Raw genomic sequence first — 19,536 nt, 5'->3', positions numbered from 1 at the left:
CCATAAACGCAGGTAACAATATATGCCTCAAATCCGTCACAGTTTTATCGACAACCTGATTATCAATGCTGACCGCGCCCTACGCACATTAGCAGCGGGCAGCGATATGACCTGTGAGCGCCCCTCTCCCGCACTACCACTGGCAGAAGCAGAGCTTTCAACCGAAGAGCGCAAAAAAGCTGCCGCCTTGATGCGAGTGAACCACACGGGCGAAGTCTGCGCCCAAGCGCTTTACCAAGGTCAGGCACTGACCGCCAAACTGCCACATGTGCGCGCCGAAATGGAAAATGCTGCGGCCGAGGAGATTGACCATTTGGTGTGGTGCCAACAGCGAATAGATGCACTCGGAAGCCACACCAGCTACTTAAATCCGCTTTGGTACGGGCTTTCCTTTGCTATCGGCGCTGGAGCAGGCTTAGTGAGTGACAAAGTCAGCCTGGGCTTTGTGGCCGCCACAGAAGATAGGGTCTGTAAACATCTGGAGCATCACCTGAGTGAACTACCCCAGAGCGATCTGCGCAGCCGCGCAGTAGTAACAAAAATGCTGGAAGATGAAGCTCGCCATGCCGAAATGGCACTTAGCGCCGGCGGATATAAATTCCCCGGGCCAGTTAAAGGGTTAATGACGCTTGTCTCCAAGGTGATGACTACCACAAGCTACAGGGTTTAAACCGCTTGGATCCAGCTTGCATTGCAGCATAAAAATGCCCGCGCACTGCGGGCATTTTTATTAGTCACTATTTATCAAAAACAAAAAACCATTTTTAGGCTTCACGAATCTCATAGGAGTGCGTAATTTCCACTCCACCTGCTTCCAACATAATTGAGGCTGAACAATATTTAGTCGCTGACAACTCTACCGCGCGCTTGACCTGTGCCTCCTTTAACTCTTTACCTGTCACCAGAAACTTCATATGGATTTTGGTGAAAGGCGATGGAACCCCATCCGCGCGCTCCGCCTCCAGCTCACAACGGCAATCTGTTACCTGCTGCCGCGCCTTGGTAAGAATGCTCATTACATCAAACGAAGAGCAGCCACCTAAACCCAAAAGCAACATTTCCATCGGGCGCACACCCATGTTGCGGCCACCATGATCCGGTGGGCCATCCATTAAAACAGCATGACCACTGCCCGATTCACCTAAAAATTGTGCCCCATCAACCCACTTAACCACTGCTTGCATATAATCACACCATCAAAAATCGCGTTTAAAAATAAGTATTTAGACTAACACAAGGGACACTAATATCGAAAATGTCACGCAAATCAACACTTTGTATCCATCTGGCGTTTTTTTGTAGACAATTCAATTCACTAGGCTTATAACTGCATCACAAATTTTCAGCTTGTTTTGGCATATCTCTAGCTGTACTTCAAGCTTATGTCATAATAAATTTTATATCCGAAATAGTGATATAAACTCTAACTAATTATTACATTTATCTTGGGAGCCACACTTTGGTCGCTGTCTCACTCACACCGCACATTAAGAATGTGGAAGAATTTTTGGTTCACTGCCATCGTCGCCGTTACCCAGCTAAAAGCACCATTATCTATGCAGGCGATAAAAGCGACTCGCTTTACTACATAGTGAAAGGCTCAGTCACAGTATTAATTGAGGATGACGAAGGGCGCGAAATGATTGTCGCCTACCTCAATGACGGTGATTTCTTCGGTGAAATGGGTTTATTCGATCACAAAGACTCTCGCAGTGCCTGGGTGCGCGCCAAGTCAGAATGTGAAGTTGCGGAAATCAGCTATGCCAAATTTCAGGAAATATCCGAAGAGCATCCTGAATTCCTTTTTGCATTGGGTAGCCAGATGGCACGCCGCCTGCGCGCGACCACTCGCAAAGTGGGCGATTTAGCCTTCCTTGACGTAACCGGACGTGTTGCCAGAACTCTTCTTGAACTCTGCAAAGAACCAGACGCTATGACTCATCCAGATGGTATGCAAATTAAAATCACCCGTCAGGAAATCGGTCGTATTGTGGGTTGCTCGCGTGAAATGGTGGGGCGAGTACTCAAAACCCTGGAAGATCAAGGTTTGGTGACTGTTAAAGGTAAAACCATGGTGGTGTTTGGAACCCGCTGATCAAAAGCTGTAGATTAATTCCAATAAAAAGCCCGCTAGCAGCGGGCTTTTTATTGGGGCGCTATGTCACCACTCAAGCAAAAAAATTATGTAGCGCAACACCGGGTTCATCCGCACGCATAAATGCCTCTCCGACTAAAAAGGCATTCACATTCCTGCTACGCATAGCAGTAACATCAGCCGGCGATAATATGCCGCTCTCAGTAACAACAATTCTTTCAGTGCTAATCTTATCGAGCAAGTTAAACGTTGTTTCGAGTGACACATCAAAGGTATGTAGATTGCGGTTGTTAATCCCGATGAGCTTATTTGGCAGCGTGAGTGCAATATCAAGCTCATTTGCATCGTGTACTTCAACCAACACATCCAGACCAATTGCCTGCGCAAGATTGTTTAATTCAACCAATTTTTCAACAGAAAGTGCTGCCACAATCAGTAATACGCAGTCAGCCCCCATAGCGCGAGCTTCATATATTTGATATTCGTCCACTAAAAAATCTTTGCGGATTACCGGCAAATTTACCGCGGCACGCGCCTGTTGCAGGTATTCGTCAGCGCCTTGAAAGAAATCGATATCGGTTAACACCGATAGACATGCTGCCCCGCCCTGCTCATAGGAACGTGCAATTTCGTCCGGCACGAAGTGCTCACGAATAACCCCTTTGCTGGGTGAAGCCTTTTTGATTTCGGCAATTACTGCCGCCTTACCCTGACTGATTTTTTCTTCAATCGCGCGCACAAACCCGCGTGCAGGGGGTTGTTGTGCTGCTTTCTCTTTGAGCATATCAAGTGAAACAAGCGCTTTACGCTCTGCAATTTCTTCCCATTTGCGCGCAATAATTTTACGCAGCACCGTTGGTGTATCTGTCATGGACTTTTCCAGAAACAATAAATAGAGTTATTCAAGATATTGAGTGAAAGCAGCTAACTCGCGAATCTTTTCACCCGCTAAGCTGCTGCCAATTGCATCGCGTGCCATTTCTACACCATCCGACAAACTGGCTGCCACGCCACTGACATATATGGCAGCACCAGCATTGAGTGCAATTATATCGGCTGCTTTTTCAGCATATTGACCGCGGCGATTTCCCAGCGCATCGCGAATCAATAACAATGAATCTTCCGCGTTGGATACACTCAAGCCAATCAAACTTTTGGACTGCATACCAAAATCTTCCGGTTTGATAATGTATTCGCGAATCTCACCATTTTTTAGCTCAGCGATTTGGGTTTCGGTTGCCAAACTGATCTCATCCAAACCATCTTTAGCATGCACAACCATCACATGTTCGCTGCCCAGACGCCCTAAAACCTCAGCCATGGGTTTGCAAAGCTCACCGTTAAATACACCGATCACCTGACGTTTAACATTAGCTGGATTGGTCATAGGACCAAGCATATTGAAAATGGTGCGCATGCCCAATTCTTTGCGCGGGCCTATGGCATGACGCATAGCGCTATGATGTGCAGGAGCAAACATAAATCCAACACCAATTTCACGCACACAGCGAGCAACTTGTTCAGCAGTTATATCCAACTTAATACCTGCAGCCTCCAGCACATCTGCACTACCTGTTGAACTGGAAACCGAGCGATTACCATGTTTTGCAACACGGCCACCGGCGGCGGCTACCACAAAGGCACTGGCGGTAGAAACATTAAATAAATTAGCACCATCGCCACCAGTACCGCAGGTATCCACCAAATAATCTACATCTATGCTAACTGGTGTAGCCAACTCGCGCATAACCATGGCGGCACCAGTAATCTCGTCCAGTGTTTCACCCTTCATGCGCAATGCAACCAGGAAACCACCTATTTGCGCTGGCGTTGCACCACCAGTCATTACAGTCCGCATCACGGAAATCATTTCTTCGGTGGTTAAATCAATTCGCGCCACTAATTTTGTTAAGGCTTGTTTGATATCCATTGCCATTTACCTTCTTAGAATAAACGTCTCCAAACGCAGACGTTGGTAATTCATCGGGAACAAAATTCAATATTAATATGCCTTTAAAAAATTACTCAGCATATCGTGACCATGTTCAGTCAGAATGGATTCGGGGTGAAATTGCACACCTTCAATCGCCAGAGTTTTATGTTTAACACCCATAATCTCGGCCATGCTGCCATCTTCATTTTGCGTCCAAGCCGTAATTTCCAGACAATCAGGCAGAGTTTCCTTTTCTATTACCAAAGAGTGATAACGCGTAGCTTGAAACGGATTTTTCAGGCCGTGAAAAATGCCCTTGTTATTGTGGTAAACCGCCGAGGTTTTACCATGCATTACAAACGGGGCACGAATAACCTTGCCACCTAACGCCTGCCCAATACTTTGATGCCCTAAACACACGCCAAGAATAGGAATCTTACCGGCAAAATTTTTAATCGTATCCACCGAGACACCTGCTTCTGTCGGCGTGCAGGGGCCAGGAGATATAACAATTTTTTCTGGCGCAAGCGCGGCGATTTCATCCAGAGTGATTTCATCATTGCGAACAACTTTTATGTCAGCACCCAGCTCACCAAAATACTGCACCAGGTTGTAGGTAAACGAATCGTAGTTATCAATCATTAAAATCATTGTGCACCGCCTTTCACTGCAGATTCACCCACCATATCCACGGCTTTAAAAATAGCACGTGCCTTATTCATGGTTTCTTTCCACTCCAGCGCAGGAATAGAATCAGCAACAACACCTGCACCTGCCTGCACATAAAGTTTGCCGTTTTTAATTACCGCAGTACGAATTGCGATAGCAGTGTCCATATTACCGTTCCAGGAGATGTAGCCCACTGCTCCACCGTAAATACCACGCTTTTCCGGCTCCAATTCATCAATGATTTCCATTGCTCTGATCTTTGGAGCACCACTCAAGGTCCCAGCGGGCAGTGCGGCTCGCAGTACATCCATTGCACGCAAGCCATCTTTTAATTTCCCTGTAACATTGGAAGTGATATGCATGACGTGAGAATAGCGCTCAACGACCATTTTATCGGTGAGTTTTACACTGCCTATTTTCGCTACACGCCCAACATCATTACGCCCAAGATCAATCAACATTAAATGCTCAGCAACTTCCTTGGGGTCATTAACCAATTCAACTTCCAGAGCCTTGTCTTCCTCTTGGGTACGCCCACGACGACGAGTACCCGCAATAGGTCGAACAGTAACTTCGCCATCTTCCAATCGCGCTAGAATTTCCGGACTGGAACCTACTACGTGATGATCTCCTAAATCCATAAAATACATGTAGGGCGATGGATTCAGATTACGCAGGGCGCGATAAAGGTTGATGGGCTCACCGGAGAAATCAATTGACATGCGCTGCGACACAACAACTTGCATGGTGTCACCTGCCAATATGTATTCTTTTATTTTATTAACATAGCCGTGAAAGCTTGCTTCGCCACAATTAGAGACAAACTGTGGCTCGCTGTTACCGTTATTACCAAGAGATAAACTGGGCGTAGCTGGAATTTCACCGCGCAACTTTTCTTCAAGTTGATCTAATCGCTCATTAGCTTTGATGTAAGCGTTTTCCACTTCAGGATTGGCATGGATCACAAAAATTAATTTGCCGGCAAGATTATCAAAAATCAGCACCTCATCAGATACGCTCAACAAAATATCCGGAGTGCCTATTACGTCTTTGGGTGTGGTTATTTTTAAATGCGGCTCTACGTAACGCACACAATCGTAAGCAAAGTAGCCTACCAAACCACCAGTAAATCGAGGCAACCCTGGCAGTTCAGGCGCACGATAACGCTCCTTGAAAGCCTCAACAAATTCAAGAGCATCTGCACATTCGTGAGTCTCTATAATTTTGCCATCACGCTCTACGGTGATTATGTCACCAAAGGCTTTTAAAACTGTGCGTGCAGGTAGGCCTATCATGGAATATCGACCCCATTTTTCGCCCCCCTGGACAGACTCAAACAAATAAGAATAAGAACCGGCGGCAAGTTTGAGATAGGATGAAAGTGGCGTATCCAAATCAGCCAGCACTTCACGCATTACCGGAATACGGTTGTAGCCTTGCGCAGCTAATTGAGCAAATTGTTCGGCGTTCATGAAATTACCTTTTGCTTACCTGATTTTGAGGCAAGCCTTATCATTATCTGGAATTGGATATTCATTTGATTGCTGTTACCAGAGCTAATCTAGTGCAAACAGCGAGCGGAGAGGCTGCATATAGGTATACAGCCATTGGACTAGCGCCGCCATCGGGCGATGAGGAGACAGGCGAACTCTTGAATGTTGAAATTGTTCACGGGAAAATTCCTATGGATTTGAGGGCAAGTGTACTGAATTAATTTGTACATGCCTACCCTCAGCATCGGCCCCAGACGGTTGATCAGGAAACTTGAACCAATGCCAACTGAGCTCTCATTGCTGCAATCACCGCGTTGTAGTCTGGTGCATTAAAAATCGCAGAGCCAGCAACAAAAGTATCCGCACCGGCCTCAGCCACTTCGCGAATATTAGCAAGGCCCACGCCACCATCTACCTCCAAACGAATGGGCAAGCCAGAGGCATCAATCAATGCGCGCGCAGCTCGTAGCTTATCAAGCACATAAGGAATGAATTTCTGCCCACCAAAACCGGGATTGACTGACATCAGCAATAACATATCGAGCTTATCCAGCACATAGTGAATATGCTCAAGTGAGCTAGCGGGATTCAGTACCAAACCGGCTTTACATCCATGATCTTTAATCAACTGCAGTGAACGATCAAGATGACGCGATGCTTCGGGGTGAAAAGTAATATAAGTAGCACCGGCATCAGCAAACTGCACGATCAGATCATCCACGGGCTCAACCATCAAGTGCACATCTATGGGAGCGCTCACACCATAATTACGTAAGGCTTTACAGACCATAGGGCCAATAGTGAGATTGGGAACATAATGATTATCCATGACATCAAAATGAATAAAGTCGGCGCCGGCCTCCAAGACAGCATCTACTTCGGCCCCCAAACGGGCGAAGTCAGCAGAGAGGATTGACGGTGCAATTTTGTAATCACGCTTAAAGTTCTGCATAAAAATTCCGATATCTATCAACATCAGACCGCATTCTAGGCGAAAAGCGGTACAACCTACAGCTTGCAAGGCCAAACCATGCGACTAGCCACTCATCCACGCCTACCAATCAAGGTACGCCACCTTCACTACGTGCTATTGGTGTTGATATGCCTGACATTCGAGAGTTACGCCCAAGAGCCTACCGCTGATACCCAGCCAACAACTGAAGCATCACCAAACCAAGCGCAAACCGAAACTCAGGCAAACACAAGCTCGTCCGCAGCACCTCCGCCTTATGAATCGCGCCCCATGCGCGATAAAACACTTATAGCCAACGCCCTGCCTGAAGAAAGCCTATGGTTAGATACAGAATACGGAAAAATATTGGCAATGCATCGAATAACTGAAGCCAAATCGACTTTTGGGACTTTGATTTTGCTTCACGCTGCAGAAGATCCGCAACACTGGCCAGCCACACTGGAAAATTTGCGTGTTAATCTGCCTCGCTATGGCTGGGAAACACTAGCCTTGGCGATGCCGCAGAAAACAATAACACCGATTCCCGGCAGATCATTTTCTTCCGCATCCAGTGAAAACTCGGCTGAGACTGATCCAGAAACACAGCCAGCGTTTCCAGTAGCAAACAATTCAACCGATGAAAAAATCTCAAGTTCAAACGCAAGCTCAGCACATATCGCAAGAGAGCAACTGATTGCAGCTTATCTCGATGCGGCAGTTCAGTATTTAACCAAAAACAATCAGTTAAACCTTGTACTCCTCACCGACAACAGTAGCGCATATCACAGCCTGATTAAGCTGGAACCTTTTCACAAAGAGATTCCAACCGGTTCAGAGACGACAACCAGCCGGTTAAGGGCCGTCATCCTTACCAACTTGCAATCGTTAGAGCCACTCGACCAAGAGGAGCTGGAGCGTATATTTAGTTCGCGCGAGTTGCCGTTTATGGATCTATTTTTTGCACCCGATGATGAAGAGCAACTCAGGGTACGCGATCTACACAGAGCTGTAGCCATGCGCCAGAAGATGGAAAAGTACTTCCAACTGAGGCTTGATAATCAGCCAAATGCAACAGAAGGCGATTTCCAGAGCTTTCTACTGGGACGAGTCAGAGGGTTTATGCAGAAGCACGCCAAGGGTACCGAGAAAAAACTGTCGAAAGATGAATCATCACCAACAACAACCCCATAAACCAAAAAACGGCATTAGCGATTGCTAATCCCGTTTTTTGGTTATGCACTCATTAGCAGGCTTCCTGTCGCTAACAAAGTATTTACTTTCATAAAAGATGAATGAGCGTGTAAATTAGGCGCTTCCTTTGACCCTGCTTGGCCAACTAACCCTCCCTGACTACCTCCTTGTTAGATGCCATTTTCCAGCAATAGGACTGACTTCAACAGTGGCAAAATTCACTAATCTTTGTAGGAAATCGTCACTAGAACCCAAGGGCGATTTCTTCTTTTCTTAGTACTTATCTGCGGGAATGTGAGCCATTAAACGCTGGTGCAATTCTCCGATGACGGGCGGCTGACTGGCACGAGTGGCAAGGTAATGCATGTTAAATAACTCAAAATAATCGCTTAGGACTACAGCCACACTCTGCTCGCCAGCCAAATGCAAGCAGAGCGCAGCAGCCTCTGCTGTAGAGAGGTAATTCTCTTGATGAGATTTACGCACAGCATAGCCGCGCATCAACGAGTCAGGCAATTGAATACAGGGCACATTATCCATCCAACGACTGAGATGAAACATTCTGCCGCTTTGCTTCCAGGTTCCATCCAGTAGAATAAAAGTTATCACCCGCTCATCTCGAGGTAGCTCATATAGCACCTTTCGAGGATGACTGGCAGTAGAGGCTACCTCGGCCGGAAATACCAACACACACCGGCGCCGACTGTCCGCCAAAAGGGCTAACAAACCTTCATCGGGGTCTGTGCGACTCCAGCAATAAACATGAGTTTGATCAGGCAAAACATCGGCAATTAAACGACCGGTGTTCGTGGGCTTAAAAACCTCATCACTATGCATCAGAAGGACAAATTCAACGCGTGTATTTAAGGTTGGACGCCAACGGCATATACACGCAAACTCTGCTAATTGGCATGAATCGCAGCGCTTCACTGACTTACCTCGAGCGAGAAACTCACGGGTAGATTGAGCGAGCCGTTGCGCACGCAAACGCAAATATTGATTAGGATACTCATTCAACATAAGGATCATTCACCGCGAACCATTCCAAATGATGCGCCACCAAAAAATTCAAAAATTACGGACGAAAAAAAAGCGCTCTTTACGAGCGCTTTTTTATTTGGTGCCCTGGGCCGGACTCGAACCGGCACAGCTTTCGCCACTACGACCTCAACATAGCGTGTCTACCAATTCCACCACCGGGGCAAAAACTTTTTATTACTCCTTTTTCTCTTCAGCCTTATCTGTCATTTCAGTCTGCGCTGCAGGCACATCAGAAGGCACAGTAGTAGAAGCGGGAATCTCACTTGCCGGCACATCAGTAGCAGCAGGAACCTCTTGCTGCTGCACGGCTGCTGGCACAACCAGACCTTGGGTAGTTACTTTTGATTGATTTTTAGCTATAACAGCCAAACCAAAACTGGTACAGAAAAATATTGTTGCAATTATTGCAGTAGCGCGAGTGAAAAAGTTTCCACTACCTTCACTACCGAAAACAGTTTGTGAAGCACCACCACCGAAAGAAGCTCCTGCAGCAGCCCCCTTACCTTGTTGCAACAAAATTAAACCGATGATGGCAATAGCTGCAAGCGAATGAATAATTAATACTAATTTTTCCATTACAAGCTCTCTGGAGCGTTTGAAGTAAAGCAACTGTCGGCCGCTTTACAGATTGCTAAAAACTCGTCGGCGTTAAGTGAAGCGCCGCCAAGCAATGCACCGTCAATATCATCCAACGCAAATAGATCTCTGGCGTTATTAGCTTTGACACTGCCACCGTACAAAATTCTTACACTTTCACCGAGCTTACCAAGCTGTTTACGAATGAAACAATGAACTTCTTCAGCTTGACTTGGTGTTGCTGTTTTTCCGGTTCCTACCGCCCAAACTGGCTCGTAAGCTAAAACAGCACAAGATAAACTTTCCATACCTACCGCATCAAACACTGCATTGAGTTGCCTGTCGATGGTTTGTAAATGTTTACCCTCTTCTCGATCTTCAAGAGACTCACCAACACACAGTATTGGAGTTAAACCTACAGCTTGAAGTCGAATAAATTTTTCAGCAACTTGTTGATCAGTTTCACGCTGCATTCGGCGGCGCTCATTGTGACCAATTATCACAAATTTGCAATCCAAATCTGCGAGCATTTTTGCGGATACTTCGCCAGTATGTGCGCCAGCCTCAAACTCGCTGACTGTTTGTGCCCCCAACATTAACCCGCTACCAGTAAGCAGTGTTGCCACCTGAGCCAGGTATGGAAATGGAGGACAAATCACCGCATCGACGTTTTTACTGGCACCCCATCCATCAGTCACAGCTGTGAGCAAAGCGTCATTTTCGTGCAGATTACCGTTCATTTTCCAGTTGCCAACTATAAGTTGGCGACGCTTGGCGTTACTTGCTTTGTTCAACAGCAATACCTCCCCCAAAGCGGGCGCTAATCTTAGCCAAGATGGTTTGAACATACAACAAAATCTTGGGTTAGCGCCTGATTTTTATCTATTTTTTTAATCGGCAAGAAGGAAGACTCGACTTGCGCGCATTATTCAATCATTCGGGGCAGATTTCGTACCATGCCTAAACTCAAAGCAAAGCCTATAAAAACAGCCTTGTACCTACATCAATTTAACGCCGACTCAACAGCAGCAGCCAGCTCTTGCGCCAACTCTTTGACTTGTTTTTTATCCTCTCCCTCTACCATTACTCTTACCACTGGTTCAGTTCCTGATGGTCGTAACAAAACTCTACCAGTACCAGCAAGCTTATCCTCAACCTGTTTTACAGCAACTTGGACCTCTGCGTTTTTACTCAGATCGAGACGTTTTGACATATGCACATTGATCATTACTTGCGGCAACTTAGTCATTGCCTTTTTGATTCTGTGCAAGGGTTCGCCGATTGTTGTAACTGCGAGCAACACCTGCAAAGCAGCAATAATCCCGTCGCCGGTAGTAGTCACATTACTGCAAACTATATGACCTGAATTCTCTCCACCCAAACGCCAACCGTTCTGACGCATAAGCTCAATAACGTAACGATCCCCCACTTTCGCCCGGGCAAAAGGCACATTGAGTTTTTTCAATCCAAGCTCAAAACCATAATTGCTCATCAGGGTGCCCACAACACCATCACAACCACCTGCATACTCATGCTGGTAAGCTGCAATGATGTAAAGCAGCTCATCACCGTCAACCAATTCTCCCTTGTGATCAACAAAAACCACACGATCACCGTCACCATCAAAGGCAATACCCAAATCAGCACCGAGTTCAACAACCTTTTCCTGTAAAGCTTCAGGCTTAGTAGAGCCACAACTGCGATTGATGTTGGTGCCATTTGGTTCCACAAAAAGCGAAGTCACATGAGCACCCAACTCAGTAAACACATCCGGCGCTATGTTGTAGGTCGCGCCGTTGGCACAGTCGAGCACAATATGCATACCTTTGAGATTAAAACCCCAAGGCATAGTGCCCTTACAGAATTCAATATAGCGACCTGATGCATCAGCAATTCGGCGCGCCTTTCCCAACTTTTCAGCTGTCGACATCTGCTTTTCCAATTGCTGCTCGATAAGATCCTCAAGCTCATCGGGCAACTTACTGCCATTACCACCAAAGAACTTAATTCCGTTATCAACATAACTGTTATGCGATGCACTGATAACAATGCCAGCCTGAGCCTTAAAAGTGCGCGTCAAATAAGCAACGCCGGGGGTAGGCATTGGACCAAGTAAACCGACATCTACACCCGCATTAATGAGACCAGCCTGAAGCGCCGACTCGAACATATAACCGGAGATACGTGTATCCTTACCAATCAAAATCATATTTTGACCGTCAAAACGATCTTTCAATACACAACCCGCAGCCCAGCCCAGCTTGAGCATAAAATCCGGAGTGATCGGAAACTCACCAACCAGACCACGAATACCATCAGTTCCAAAATACTTGCGAGACATACGTCCTTACTCCGCTGACAAATTTAATACAACTAATTAACACTTGGTTGCTGCGAGAACCTTTAATACATCGACTGTTTCAGCGACATCGTGAACTCGAATTATGGCTGCGCCGCGTTCGGCAGCAAGCATCGCCAATGCCAAACTACCAGCCAAGCGCTGCTCAACAGGTCGCTCCAACAAATGCCCAAGCATCGATTTGCGAGACATCCCAACTAACAAGGGAAAGCCTAATGACGCGAGCTTCGGTAGGCCATCCAAAAGGGCGAGATTATGCGCCAGCGTTTTACCAAAGCCAAACCCTGGATCAAGCAAAATTTGCTCAGACGCTATCCCTGCAGACTTACAGGCAAGCGCGCGCGCGCTTAGAAAATCGCTGACCTGAGCAACAACATCACCATAGATCGGGCTATTCTGCATAGAATCAGGCTCGCCTTGCATATGCATTAAACAGACGGGTAGACCTGTTGCTGCTGCAGCAACCAGTGCTCCTTCCCGCTGCAAGGCCCTCACATCATTAATCAAACCTGCTCCGTACTTTGCCGCCTCAGAGATTACATTGGGCGAACTCGTATCAACCGATACTATTGCCCCCAAACGATTAACAACCGCCTCTACCGCTGGGATAACCCTGTCTAATTCCTCTTGAGAGGACACCACTGGTGCACCAGGACGAGTTGACTCTCCACCTATATCTATAATCTGAGCACCTTGGTTTAACATTTCTTCGGCACGCCGCAATACAAGATCTATCGACAAACACTTTCCTTGGTAATAACTTCCACCATCTGAAAAGGAATCAGGCGTTGTGTTTAAAATACCCATGACTATTGGGCGAGAAATATCCAATAATTTTTTACCGCAACGAATGCTGGAGGAGATAGCGTAACTAGACATAGATATATGTAAGCTTTTTAGATAGGTCATTACGAAACGAAAACCCCGGGATGATGGCCCGGGGTTCGTTGAGTGAATAGCAAGCAATCATTAATGTGTGTTTGCAGGACCACCTATCGGGCCTGCTGGGTTGTCGCCTGAATTACTCTTTTCTTCTTTCTCGCGCAGATGGCTATTGAAGTCATCATCATTCCAATCACGAGGCGGACGAACTTTGCGGCGCGCCATCAAATCATCGACTTGCTCCGCATCGATAGTCTCGTACTCCATAAGCGCATCTTTCATCGCTTCAAGGATATCGCGATTATCTTCCAGAATTTTCTTGGCACGATTGTAACAATCGTCAATGATCCGACGAACTTCTTCATCGATGTGGCGCGAAGTATCATCTGAGTATTGCTGACTCGCCATACCAGGATACATGCCCTCCTCTTCACCGTAGTGCAGCGGGCCAAGTTTTTCTGACAACCCCCATTTAGTGACCATGTTGCGGGCGATTGCAGTCGCACGCTCGATATCATTGGAAGCGCCAGTAGTAATGCCCTCTTCCCCCAAGGTCATTAATTCAGCGATTCGACCACCGAATAGAGTGCAGATACTGGACTCCAGAGCACGACGGCTCATGCTGTACTTATCCGCCTCCGGGAGGAACTGGGTTACCCCCAAGGCACGACCACGAGGGATGATAGTGACCTTGTGCACAGGATCGTGTTCGGGAACTATACGACCTACTATGGCGTGACCTGCTTCGTGGTAGGCGGTATTTTCTTTTTCCTTCTCACTCATCACCATGGTGCGACGCTCAGCGCCCATCATGATTTTATCGCGCGCTTTTTCGAAATCTTCCATGGTAACCAAGCGCTTATTGCCACGTGCGGCCATCAGTGCTGCTTCGTTGACTAGGTTGGCGAGTTCCGCACCTGAAAAGCCAGGTGTGCCGCGCGCGATAACGGAAGCACTGATACGCTCGTCTAGTGGCACCTTACGCATGTGCACTTTCAAAATCTGTTCACGGCCGCGGATGTCTGGCAAACCAACATACACCTGACGGTCAAAACGACCGGGACGCAACAATGCTTTATCAAGAACATCGGCACGGTTAGTGGCGGCGATAATAATCACACCGTCATTGCCCTCAAAGCCATCCATCTCTACCAGCAGTTGGTTGAGAGTCTGTTCGCGCTCATCGTGACCACCGCCGTGACCACCACCACGATGGCGGCCTACCGCATCAATTTCGTCGATGAAGATGATACAGGGCGCTTGTTTTTTGGCCTGTTCGAACATGTCGCGCACACGGCTAGCACCTACACCAACAAACATTTCCACAAAATCTGAACCGGAAATTGAGAAGAAAGGAACCTTGGCTTCACCCGCAATAGCTTTAGCAAGCAGGGTTTTACCTGTACCCGGTGGACCAACCATGAGTACACCACGTGGAATTTGGCCACCCAAGCGCTGAAACTTGGACGGATCGCGTAGATATTGCACCAACTCCTGAACTTCTTCTTTGGCTTCATCAACACCAGCAACATCAGCGAAGGTAGTTTTGATCTGATCCTCGCCCAACAGGCGGGCCTTGCTCTTACCAAAACTCATAGGGCCGCCTTTACCACCAGCACCGCCCTGCATTTGGCGCATAAAAAACCAGAACACTGCAATGATAATTAGTATCGGAAAGCTTGCTACTAAGAGCTGGTTCAACAAACTTGGCTGCTCAACCTCGCGCCCCTTTATCGTTACATTGTGATTGTATAAATCATCAATTAACTTGGGGTCCTGAACCTGAGGACGGATGGTTTTGAACGTTGAGTTATCACGATTAATACCCTCGATAACCAAGCCATCGATGGTTACTTCTTTTACCTGATCGTCGCGCACACTCGCGATAAAATCAGAGTAATTCAATGTGTTACTCGCTGACTGTTTATTGAAGCCCTCAAACACGCTGAAGAGAACTACAGCTATAACCAGCCAGAGCACGAGATTTTTGGTGATATCGTTCAAGGAAAGTGCCTCACAGTTACTTCGTTTTGATCAATTTAAACAATTCTTACATATCTGCAGCATGAAATCGCCGGTTTTTTCCAAGTTTAACCCTGACAGAGAACCCTTGATAGACACCATTTGCCGATTCTTTTCATGGTTTGAGTTGGGGGCGCCACAGGCAAAAACAAGCCTTGGAACCTTATAATGGAGTAGAATGCCACTATTACTTCTTTAATTACTTCAGGTAAGTGTATGCCGATCAACACAGAGCGCAAAAAACAATTTCGAACCATTGGCCACAAATTAAACCCTATAGTTACTATCGCGGGTAATGGTTTAAGTGATGGGGTCATTGCAGAACTCAATCGCGCACTGGATGACCACGAGCTCATCAAAGTCAAACTGGCTATTGCGGAGCGTGACGAGCGCAAGGAGCTTGTTACCGAGTTGCTCAGCCTGCCCAATGTTGAACTCATCCAGGAAATTGGGAAAGTTGTTTTACTCTATCGTCACAATAAAAAAGCCAATCCAAAACTGTCTAATCTGCACCGCTAGCCCTTGCCCGTCCAAGTAAAGACGCGCCCAATAGAGGCCCGGATTAAAAGCAAAAAAACCGCCAAAAGGCGGTTTTTTTGCAGCGATAATTGGACTAGAGATGCTCAACAGTATCTATTTCATAGTCAACATCGCCACCGGGTGTTTTAACTACGACAACATCACCCTCTTCTTTACCGATAAGCGCACGAGCAATTGGGGAATTCACTGAAATCTTGTTGGCCTTAACATCAGCCTCATCATCACCTACTATCTGGTAGGTCATGGCCTGATCAGTGTCCAGATTGATCATAGTCACAGTTGTCCCAAACAACACTTTGCCTGTATGGGGTATTTTAGTGACATCGATAATCTGGGCATTGGAAAGCTTGGCCTCGATTTCATTGATTCGACCTTCGCAAAAACTTTGTTGTTCGCGGGCAGCCGAATATTCAGCATTTTCCTTTAAATCACCGTGCTCGCGCGCTTCAGCGATTGCCTGAACAATACGTGGGCGCTGAACCTTTTTCAGATCTTCCAATTCAAGGCGCAATTTTTCTGCGCCTTGTTCAGTCATAGGGAATTTTGTGCTCATGGCAGTTCCTTTAAGAGATTCTGTTGTGCAAGTCTTGTAGACGACGCACTTCAATATCTTTTACTTCTTTCAGCGACATACATACAGCCAAGCCGGCAGCCAAGGTCGTGTTGTAGTAGACACGATGGTTCTCGGCACTGCGACGGATTGATGAAGAATCACGTGTAGCCTGACGCCCTTCTACTGTATTGATAATTAAATCGATTTCATCGTTTTTGATCATATCGACAATGTGTGGGCGGCCTTCCTGTACTTTATTGACAACCTGCACAGTCAAACCGGCTGTTTGTAAAACTTCAGCAGTACCGCGAGTGGCCACTAGCTTAAAGCCAAGTTCGGCCAAGTCTTTACCAACGCTGACAATTCCATCTTTGTCCATATCACGCACACTGATAAACGCAGTGCCTGAAGTTGGAATTCGGTTATTGGCACCTAATTGCGATTTACCATAAGCCTCGCCAAAAGTATTACCAACACCCATAACCTCACCGGTAGATTTCATCTCAGGCCCAAGAATTGGGTCGACTGCCGGGAATTTATTAAATGGGAATACAGCTTCCTTTACACTGAAATAGTCTGGAATAATTTCTTTGGTAAAGCCTTGCTCAGACAACGAAATACCCGCTTGGCAACGCGCTGCTACTTTTGCAAGCGACACACCTATACATTTCGAAACGAATGGCACAGTGCGCGATGCACGTGGGTTTACTTCGATCACATAAATTTTCCCGTCCTGATATGCAAGTTGGGTATTCATCAAACCGATAACGCCCAGCTCAATCGCCATTTTCTTAACGATCTCGCGCATATCGTCCTGCACATTGGCTGGCAGGGAATAAGGTGGCAGTGAACACGCAGAGTCACCGGAGTGAACACCACACTGCTCGATGTGTTGCATGATGCCGCCAATGACGACTTGTTTGCCGTCAGAGACTGAGTCGATATCCACTTCGATAGCGTTATTCAGGAAATGATCGAGCAACACAGGCGCATCTTCAGACACTTGCACTGCGGTGCGCATATAAGTGCGCAGCTCTTCTTCTTTATAAACAATCTCCATCGCACGGCCACCCAATACGTAAGATGGGCGCACAACGAGCGGGTAACCGACTTTGTCGGCTGCCAATAATGCTTCTTCGAGTGAACGTACAATCGCGTTTGGCGGTTGCAGCAAATCCAGTTTATTAATCATTTGCTGGAAGCGCTCGCGGTCTTCTGCCTTATCGATTGCATCCGGGCTGGTACCAATAATCGGTACGCCTTCTGCTTCAAGTGCGCGCGCTAATTTCAGTGGAGTTTGTCCACCGAATTGCACGATAACACCCACTGGCTTTTCTTTGTGGACGATTTCCAACACGTCTTCCAGTGTCACTGGTTCAAAGAACAAACGGTCAGAGGTGTCGTAATCAGTAGAAACAGTTTCGGGGTTACAGTTAACCATAATGGTTTCGTAACCGTCTTCGCGCATGGCCAGTGCAGCATGCACACAGCAGTAATCGAATTCGATACCTTGACCAATACGATTGGGGCCACCGCCGATCACCAGAATTTTTTTCTTGTCACTCGGGTTAGCTTCGCATTCTTCTTCGTAAGTCGAATACATGTAAGCAGTTGAAGTAGAGAATTCAGCCGCACAAGTATCAACACGCTTATAAGCCGGACGAATATTCAGACCTTGGCGATGATGACGAACGGCTTTCTCTGTGGCACCGAGCAACAAGGCCAAACGCTTATCCGAGAAACCTTTACGCTTCAAACGGAATAGCTGATCGCCATCTAATTGGTTGAGCGATTTGCCGCGCAGCGACTGCTCCAGATCAATCAGCTCTTTGATTTGCACCAAGAACCATGGGTCAATTTTAGAGAGGTTAAAGACATCGTTAACACTCATGCCCATGCGGAAGGCATCGCCCACGTACCAAATACGCTCAGCACCTGGAGTCGCCAATTCGCGACGAATTTTTGCCTGGCCTTCTTCGCTGGTGACATCCACTTTGGATTCAAAACCAGCAGAGCCCACTTCCAAACCGCGCAGCGCTTTTTGCAATGACTCCTGGAAAGTACGGCCAATTGCCATGACTTCGCCAACAGATTTCATTTGCGTGGTCAAACGCGCATCGGCATCACCGAATTTTTCAAAGGTGAAGCGCGGAACTTTGGTGACCACGTAGTCGATTGAAGGCTCAAACGATGCTGGCGTTGCACCGCCAGTGATGTCGTTTTTCAATTCGTCGAGCGTGTAACCCACTGCTAATTTCGCAGCGATTTTTGCAATCGGGAAACCAGTTGCTTTTGAAGCGAGCGCCGATGAACGCGATACACGCGGGTTCATCTCGATCACTACCATACGGCCATCGACCGGGTTCACTGCAAATTGCACGTTGGAACCGCCAGTTTCCACACCGATTTCACGCAATACCGCAATCGATGCATTACGCATGATTTGGTATTCCTTATCGGTCAGGGTTTGCGCAGGTGCAACGGTAATTGAGTCGCCGGTGTGCACGCCCATCGGGTCAAAGTTTTCGATGGAGCAGACGATAATGCAGTTGTCGTTTTTGTCGCGCACCACTTCCATCTCGTACTCTTTCCAGCCGAGCAGTGATTCGTCGATCAATAATTCGTTAGTGGGCGATAAATCCAAACCGCGGGTACAAATTTCTTCAAATTCATCCCAGTTGTAAGCAATACCGCCACCAGAACCACCCATGGTAAATGACGGACGGATAATGCAAGGAAAGCCGAATTCTTTCGGTGCTTCTTTGGCTTCTTCCAGACTGTGAACGATTTTTGCGCGCGCGCAGGAAAGACCGATACGCTTCATCGCCTGATCAAACAGGTTGCGGTCTTCCGCCATGTTGATGGCTTCTTCTTTCGCGCCGATCAACTCCACATTGTACTTTTCCAGCACACCGTTTTTGGCCAGTGCCAGCGCGCAGTTCAATGCGGTTTGGCCGCCCATGGTGGGAAGGATTACGTCGGGGCGCTCTTTCTCAATGATCTTGGCAACGGTTTGCCATTCGATTGGCTCGATGTAAGTGGCATCGGCCATCGCAGGGTCAGTCATGATGGTGGCCGGGTTTGAGTTCACCAGAATGACGCGATAACCCTCTTCACGCAGGGCTTTACAGGCTTGGGCGCCAGAGTAGTCGAACTCACAAGCCTGGCCGATAACAATCGGGCCAGCGCCGAGAATCAAAATACTGTTTATGTCGGTACGTTTTGGCATG

At 47.1% G+C, this 19,536-nt stretch carries 18 protein-coding genes and 1 tRNA gene; 4 read left to right on the top strand and 15 right to left on the bottom strand.

From position 1 onward, the window contains the following. Nucleotides 1–22: 22 nt before the first annotated feature. Nucleotides 23–670 carry a 2-polyprenyl-3-methyl-6-methoxy-1,4-benzoquinone monooxygenase gene (gene coq7 / locus ACFODX_RS12760; RefSeq protein WP_378119677.1) on the top strand — a complete coding sequence of 216 codons (648 nt, stop codon included), beginning with the start codon at nt 23–25 and terminating at the stop codon, nt 668–670. Between the two features lie 94 nt (nt 671–764). Here the strand turns inward: coq7 and ACFODX_RS12755 are convergent, their stop codons facing one another. Further along, complete coding sequence (locus tag ACFODX_RS12755; RefSeq protein ID WP_378119675.1) at nt 765–1,184, bottom strand: OsmC family protein; 420 nt, start codon at nt 1,182–1,184, stop codon at nt 765–767. A gap of 275 nt (nt 1,185–1,459) precedes the next feature. Here ACFODX_RS12755 and crp point away from each other — a divergent pair, with 275 nt between their 5' ends. Further along, a complete protein-coding gene (gene crp, locus ACFODX_RS12750; RefSeq protein ID WP_378119673.1) occupies nt 1,460–2,095 on the top strand; it encodes a cAMP-activated global transcriptional regulator CRP in 636 nt (211 codons plus the stop codon). A gap of 73 nt (nt 2,096–2,168) precedes the next feature. Here crp and trpC read toward each other — a convergent pair whose 3' ends face one another. The 5 genes from trpC to rpe form a co-directional block, all read right to left on the bottom strand. After that, complete coding sequence (trpC, locus tag ACFODX_RS12745) at nt 2,169–2,966, bottom strand: indole-3-glycerol phosphate synthase TrpC (protein ID WP_378119670.1); 798 nt, start codon at nt 2,964–2,966, stop codon at nt 2,169–2,171. A 27-nt stretch (nt 2,967–2,993) separates the two neighbouring features. Continuing rightward, on the bottom strand, nt 2,994–4,025 hold the full coding sequence (trpD, locus tag ACFODX_RS12740) for an anthranilate phosphoribosyltransferase (RefSeq protein WP_378119668.1): 1,032 nt from the start codon (nt 4,023–4,025) through the stop codon (nt 2,994–2,996). A 72-nt stretch (nt 4,026–4,097) separates the two neighbouring features. Then, nucleotides 4,098–4,679 (bottom strand): anthranilate synthase component II, encoded by a 582-nt coding sequence (locus tag ACFODX_RS12735; protein ID WP_378119666.1) that lies wholly within the window; start codon nt 4,677–4,679, stop codon nt 4,098–4,100. Then, nucleotides 4,676–6,169, bottom strand: a complete 1,494-nt coding sequence (gene trpE / locus ACFODX_RS12730; protein ID WP_378119664.1) for an anthranilate synthase component I — start codon at nt 6,167–6,169, stop codon at nt 4,676–4,678. Before trpE ends, ACFODX_RS12735 begins: the two co-directional genes overlap by 4 nt. A gap of 283 nt (nt 6,170–6,452) precedes the next feature. Further along, nucleotides 6,453–7,142, bottom strand: coding sequence for a ribulose-phosphate 3-epimerase (gene rpe / locus ACFODX_RS12725; RefSeq protein WP_378119662.1), 690 nt, complete (start codon nt 7,140–7,142; stop codon nt 6,453–6,455). Between the two features lie 78 nt (nt 7,143–7,220). Between rpe and ACFODX_RS12720 the strand changes: the two genes are divergently transcribed. Continuing rightward, on the top strand, nt 7,221–8,333 hold the full coding sequence (locus tag ACFODX_RS12720) for a DUF3530 family protein (RefSeq protein WP_378119659.1): 1,113 nt from the start codon (nt 7,221–7,223) through the stop codon (nt 8,331–8,333). 273 nt (nt 8,334–8,606) lie between these two features. On the opposite strand, the gene ACFODX_RS12715 is transcribed toward ACFODX_RS12720, so the two are convergent. The 7 genes from ACFODX_RS12715 to ftsH all read right to left on the bottom strand — a co-directional run bounded on the left by ACFODX_RS12715 (nt 8,607) and on the right by ftsH (nt 15,195). After that, nucleotides 8,607–9,362, bottom strand: a complete 756-nt coding sequence (locus ACFODX_RS12715; protein WP_378119657.1) for a tRNA-uridine aminocarboxypropyltransferase — start codon at nt 9,360–9,362, stop codon at nt 8,607–8,609. An 89-nt stretch (nt 9,363–9,451) separates the two neighbouring features. After that, nucleotides 9,452–9,536: transfer RNA gene (locus ACFODX_RS12710), tRNA-Leu, on the bottom strand. Nucleotides 9,537–9,548: 12 nt separating this feature from the next. Beyond that, complete coding sequence (secG, locus tag ACFODX_RS12705; protein WP_378119655.1) at nt 9,549–9,950, bottom strand: preprotein translocase subunit SecG; 402 nt, start codon at nt 9,948–9,950, stop codon at nt 9,549–9,551. Then, complete coding sequence (gene tpiA / locus ACFODX_RS12700) at nt 9,950–10,798, bottom strand: triose-phosphate isomerase (protein WP_378119653.1); 849 nt, start codon at nt 10,796–10,798, stop codon at nt 9,950–9,952. Before tpiA ends, secG begins: the two co-directional genes overlap by 1 nt. A 155-nt stretch (nt 10,799–10,953) precedes the next feature. Further along, on the bottom strand, nt 10,954–12,291 hold the full coding sequence (gene glmM, locus ACFODX_RS12695) for a phosphoglucosamine mutase (RefSeq protein ID WP_378119651.1): 1,338 nt from the start codon (nt 12,289–12,291) through the stop codon (nt 10,954–10,956). 36 nt (nt 12,292–12,327) lie between these two features. Further along, a complete protein-coding gene (gene folP / locus ACFODX_RS12690; RefSeq protein ID WP_378119649.1) occupies nt 12,328–13,188 on the bottom strand; it encodes a dihydropteroate synthase in 861 nt (286 codons plus the stop codon). A gap of 90 nt (nt 13,189–13,278) precedes the next feature. Continuing rightward, nucleotides 13,279–15,195: an ATP-dependent zinc metalloprotease FtsH gene (gene ftsH / locus ACFODX_RS12685; RefSeq protein ID WP_378119646.1), complete on the bottom strand. Its 1,917-nt coding sequence runs from the start codon at nt 15,193–15,195 to the stop codon at nt 13,279–13,281. 234 nt (nt 15,196–15,429) lie between these two features. On the opposite strand from ftsH, the gene ACFODX_RS12680 reads away from it, so the two are divergent. Next, on the top strand, nt 15,430–15,732 hold the full coding sequence (locus tag ACFODX_RS12680; protein WP_378119644.1) for a YhbY family RNA-binding protein: 303 nt from the start codon (nt 15,430–15,432) through the stop codon (nt 15,730–15,732). 94 nt (nt 15,733–15,826) lie between these two features. On the opposite strand, the gene greA is transcribed toward ACFODX_RS12680, so the two are convergent. Together greA and carB are read right to left on the bottom strand one after the other, a co-directional pair. After that, nucleotides 15,827–16,306 (bottom strand): transcription elongation factor GreA, encoded by a 480-nt coding sequence (gene greA, locus ACFODX_RS12675; RefSeq protein WP_324257756.1) that lies wholly within the window; start codon nt 16,304–16,306, stop codon nt 15,827–15,829. Nucleotides 16,307–16,316: 10 nt separating this feature from the next. Continuing rightward, the gene (carB, locus tag ACFODX_RS12670) at nt 16,317–19,535 is read right to left on the bottom strand and encodes a carbamoyl-phosphate synthase large subunit (protein ID WP_378119642.1); all 3,219 of its coding nucleotides are present in this window, start codon (nt 19,533–19,535) and stop codon (nt 16,317–16,319) included. Between the last annotated feature and the right edge of the window lies 1 nt (nt 19,536).

It is taken from the genome of Cellvibrio fontiphilus (assembly GCF_042646205.1).
GTDB lineage: Bacteria > Pseudomonadota > Gammaproteobacteria > Pseudomonadales > Cellvibrionaceae > Cellvibrio > Cellvibrio fontiphilus_A.
The sequence above is the reverse complement of the archived record's forward strand: the minus strand, read 5'-3'. Positions and strand labels throughout refer to the sequence as shown.

Bases quoted from the DNA above. Each gene is read 5' to 3' on its own strand.
- rpe (WP_378119662.1), bottom strand. From the start codon at position 7,142: ATGCAGAACTTTAAGCGTGATTACAAAATTGCACCGTCAATCCTCTCT.
- folP (WP_378119649.1), bottom strand. From the start codon at position 13,188: ATGTCTAGTTACGCTATCTCCTCCAGCATTCGTTGCGGTAAAAAATTA.
- trpD (WP_378119668.1), bottom strand. From the start codon at position 4,025: ATGGATATCAAACAAGCCTTAACAAAATTAGTGGCGCGAATTGATTTA.
- ACFODX_RS12755 (WP_378119675.1), bottom strand. From the start codon at position 1,184: ATGCAAGCAGTGGTTAAGTGGGTTGATGGGGCACAATTTTTAGGTGAA.
- ACFODX_RS12735 (WP_378119666.1), bottom strand. From the start codon at position 4,679: ATGATTTTAATGATTGATAACTACGATTCGTTTACCTACAACCTGGTG.
- ACFODX_RS12680 (WP_378119644.1), top strand. From the start codon at position 15,430: ATGCCGATCAACACAGAGCGCAAAAAACAATTTCGAACCATTGGCCAC.
- tpiA (WP_378119653.1), bottom strand. From the start codon at position 10,798: ATGTTCAAACCATCTTGGCTAAGATTAGCGCCCGCTTTGGGGGAGGTA.
- trpE (WP_378119664.1), bottom strand. From the start codon at position 6,169: ATGAACGCCGAACAATTTGCTCAATTAGCTGCGCAAGGCTACAACCGT.
- greA (WP_324257756.1), bottom strand. From the start codon at position 16,306: ATGAGCACAAAATTCCCTATGACTGAACAAGGCGCAGAAAAATTGCGC.
- ACFODX_RS12715 (WP_378119657.1), bottom strand. From the start codon at position 9,362: ATGATCCTTATGTTGAATGAGTATCCTAATCAATATTTGCGTTTGCGT.
- ACFODX_RS12720 (WP_378119659.1), top strand. From the start codon at position 7,221: ATGCGACTAGCCACTCATCCACGCCTACCAATCAAGGTACGCCACCTT.
- secG (WP_378119655.1), bottom strand. From the start codon at position 9,950: ATGGAAAAATTAGTATTAATTATTCATTCGCTTGCAGCTATTGCCATC.
- carB (WP_378119642.1), bottom strand. From the start codon at position 19,535: ATGCCAAAACGTACCGACATAAACAGTATTTTGATTCTCGGCGCTGGC.
- coq7 (WP_378119677.1), top strand. From the start codon at position 23: ATGCCTCAAATCCGTCACAGTTTTATCGACAACCTGATTATCAATGCT.
- trpC (WP_378119670.1), bottom strand. From the start codon at position 2,966: ATGACAGATACACCAACGGTGCTGCGTAAAATTATTGCGCGCAAATGG.
- glmM (WP_378119651.1), bottom strand. From the start codon at position 12,291: ATGTCTCGCAAGTATTTTGGAACTGATGGTATTCGTGGTCTGGTTGGT.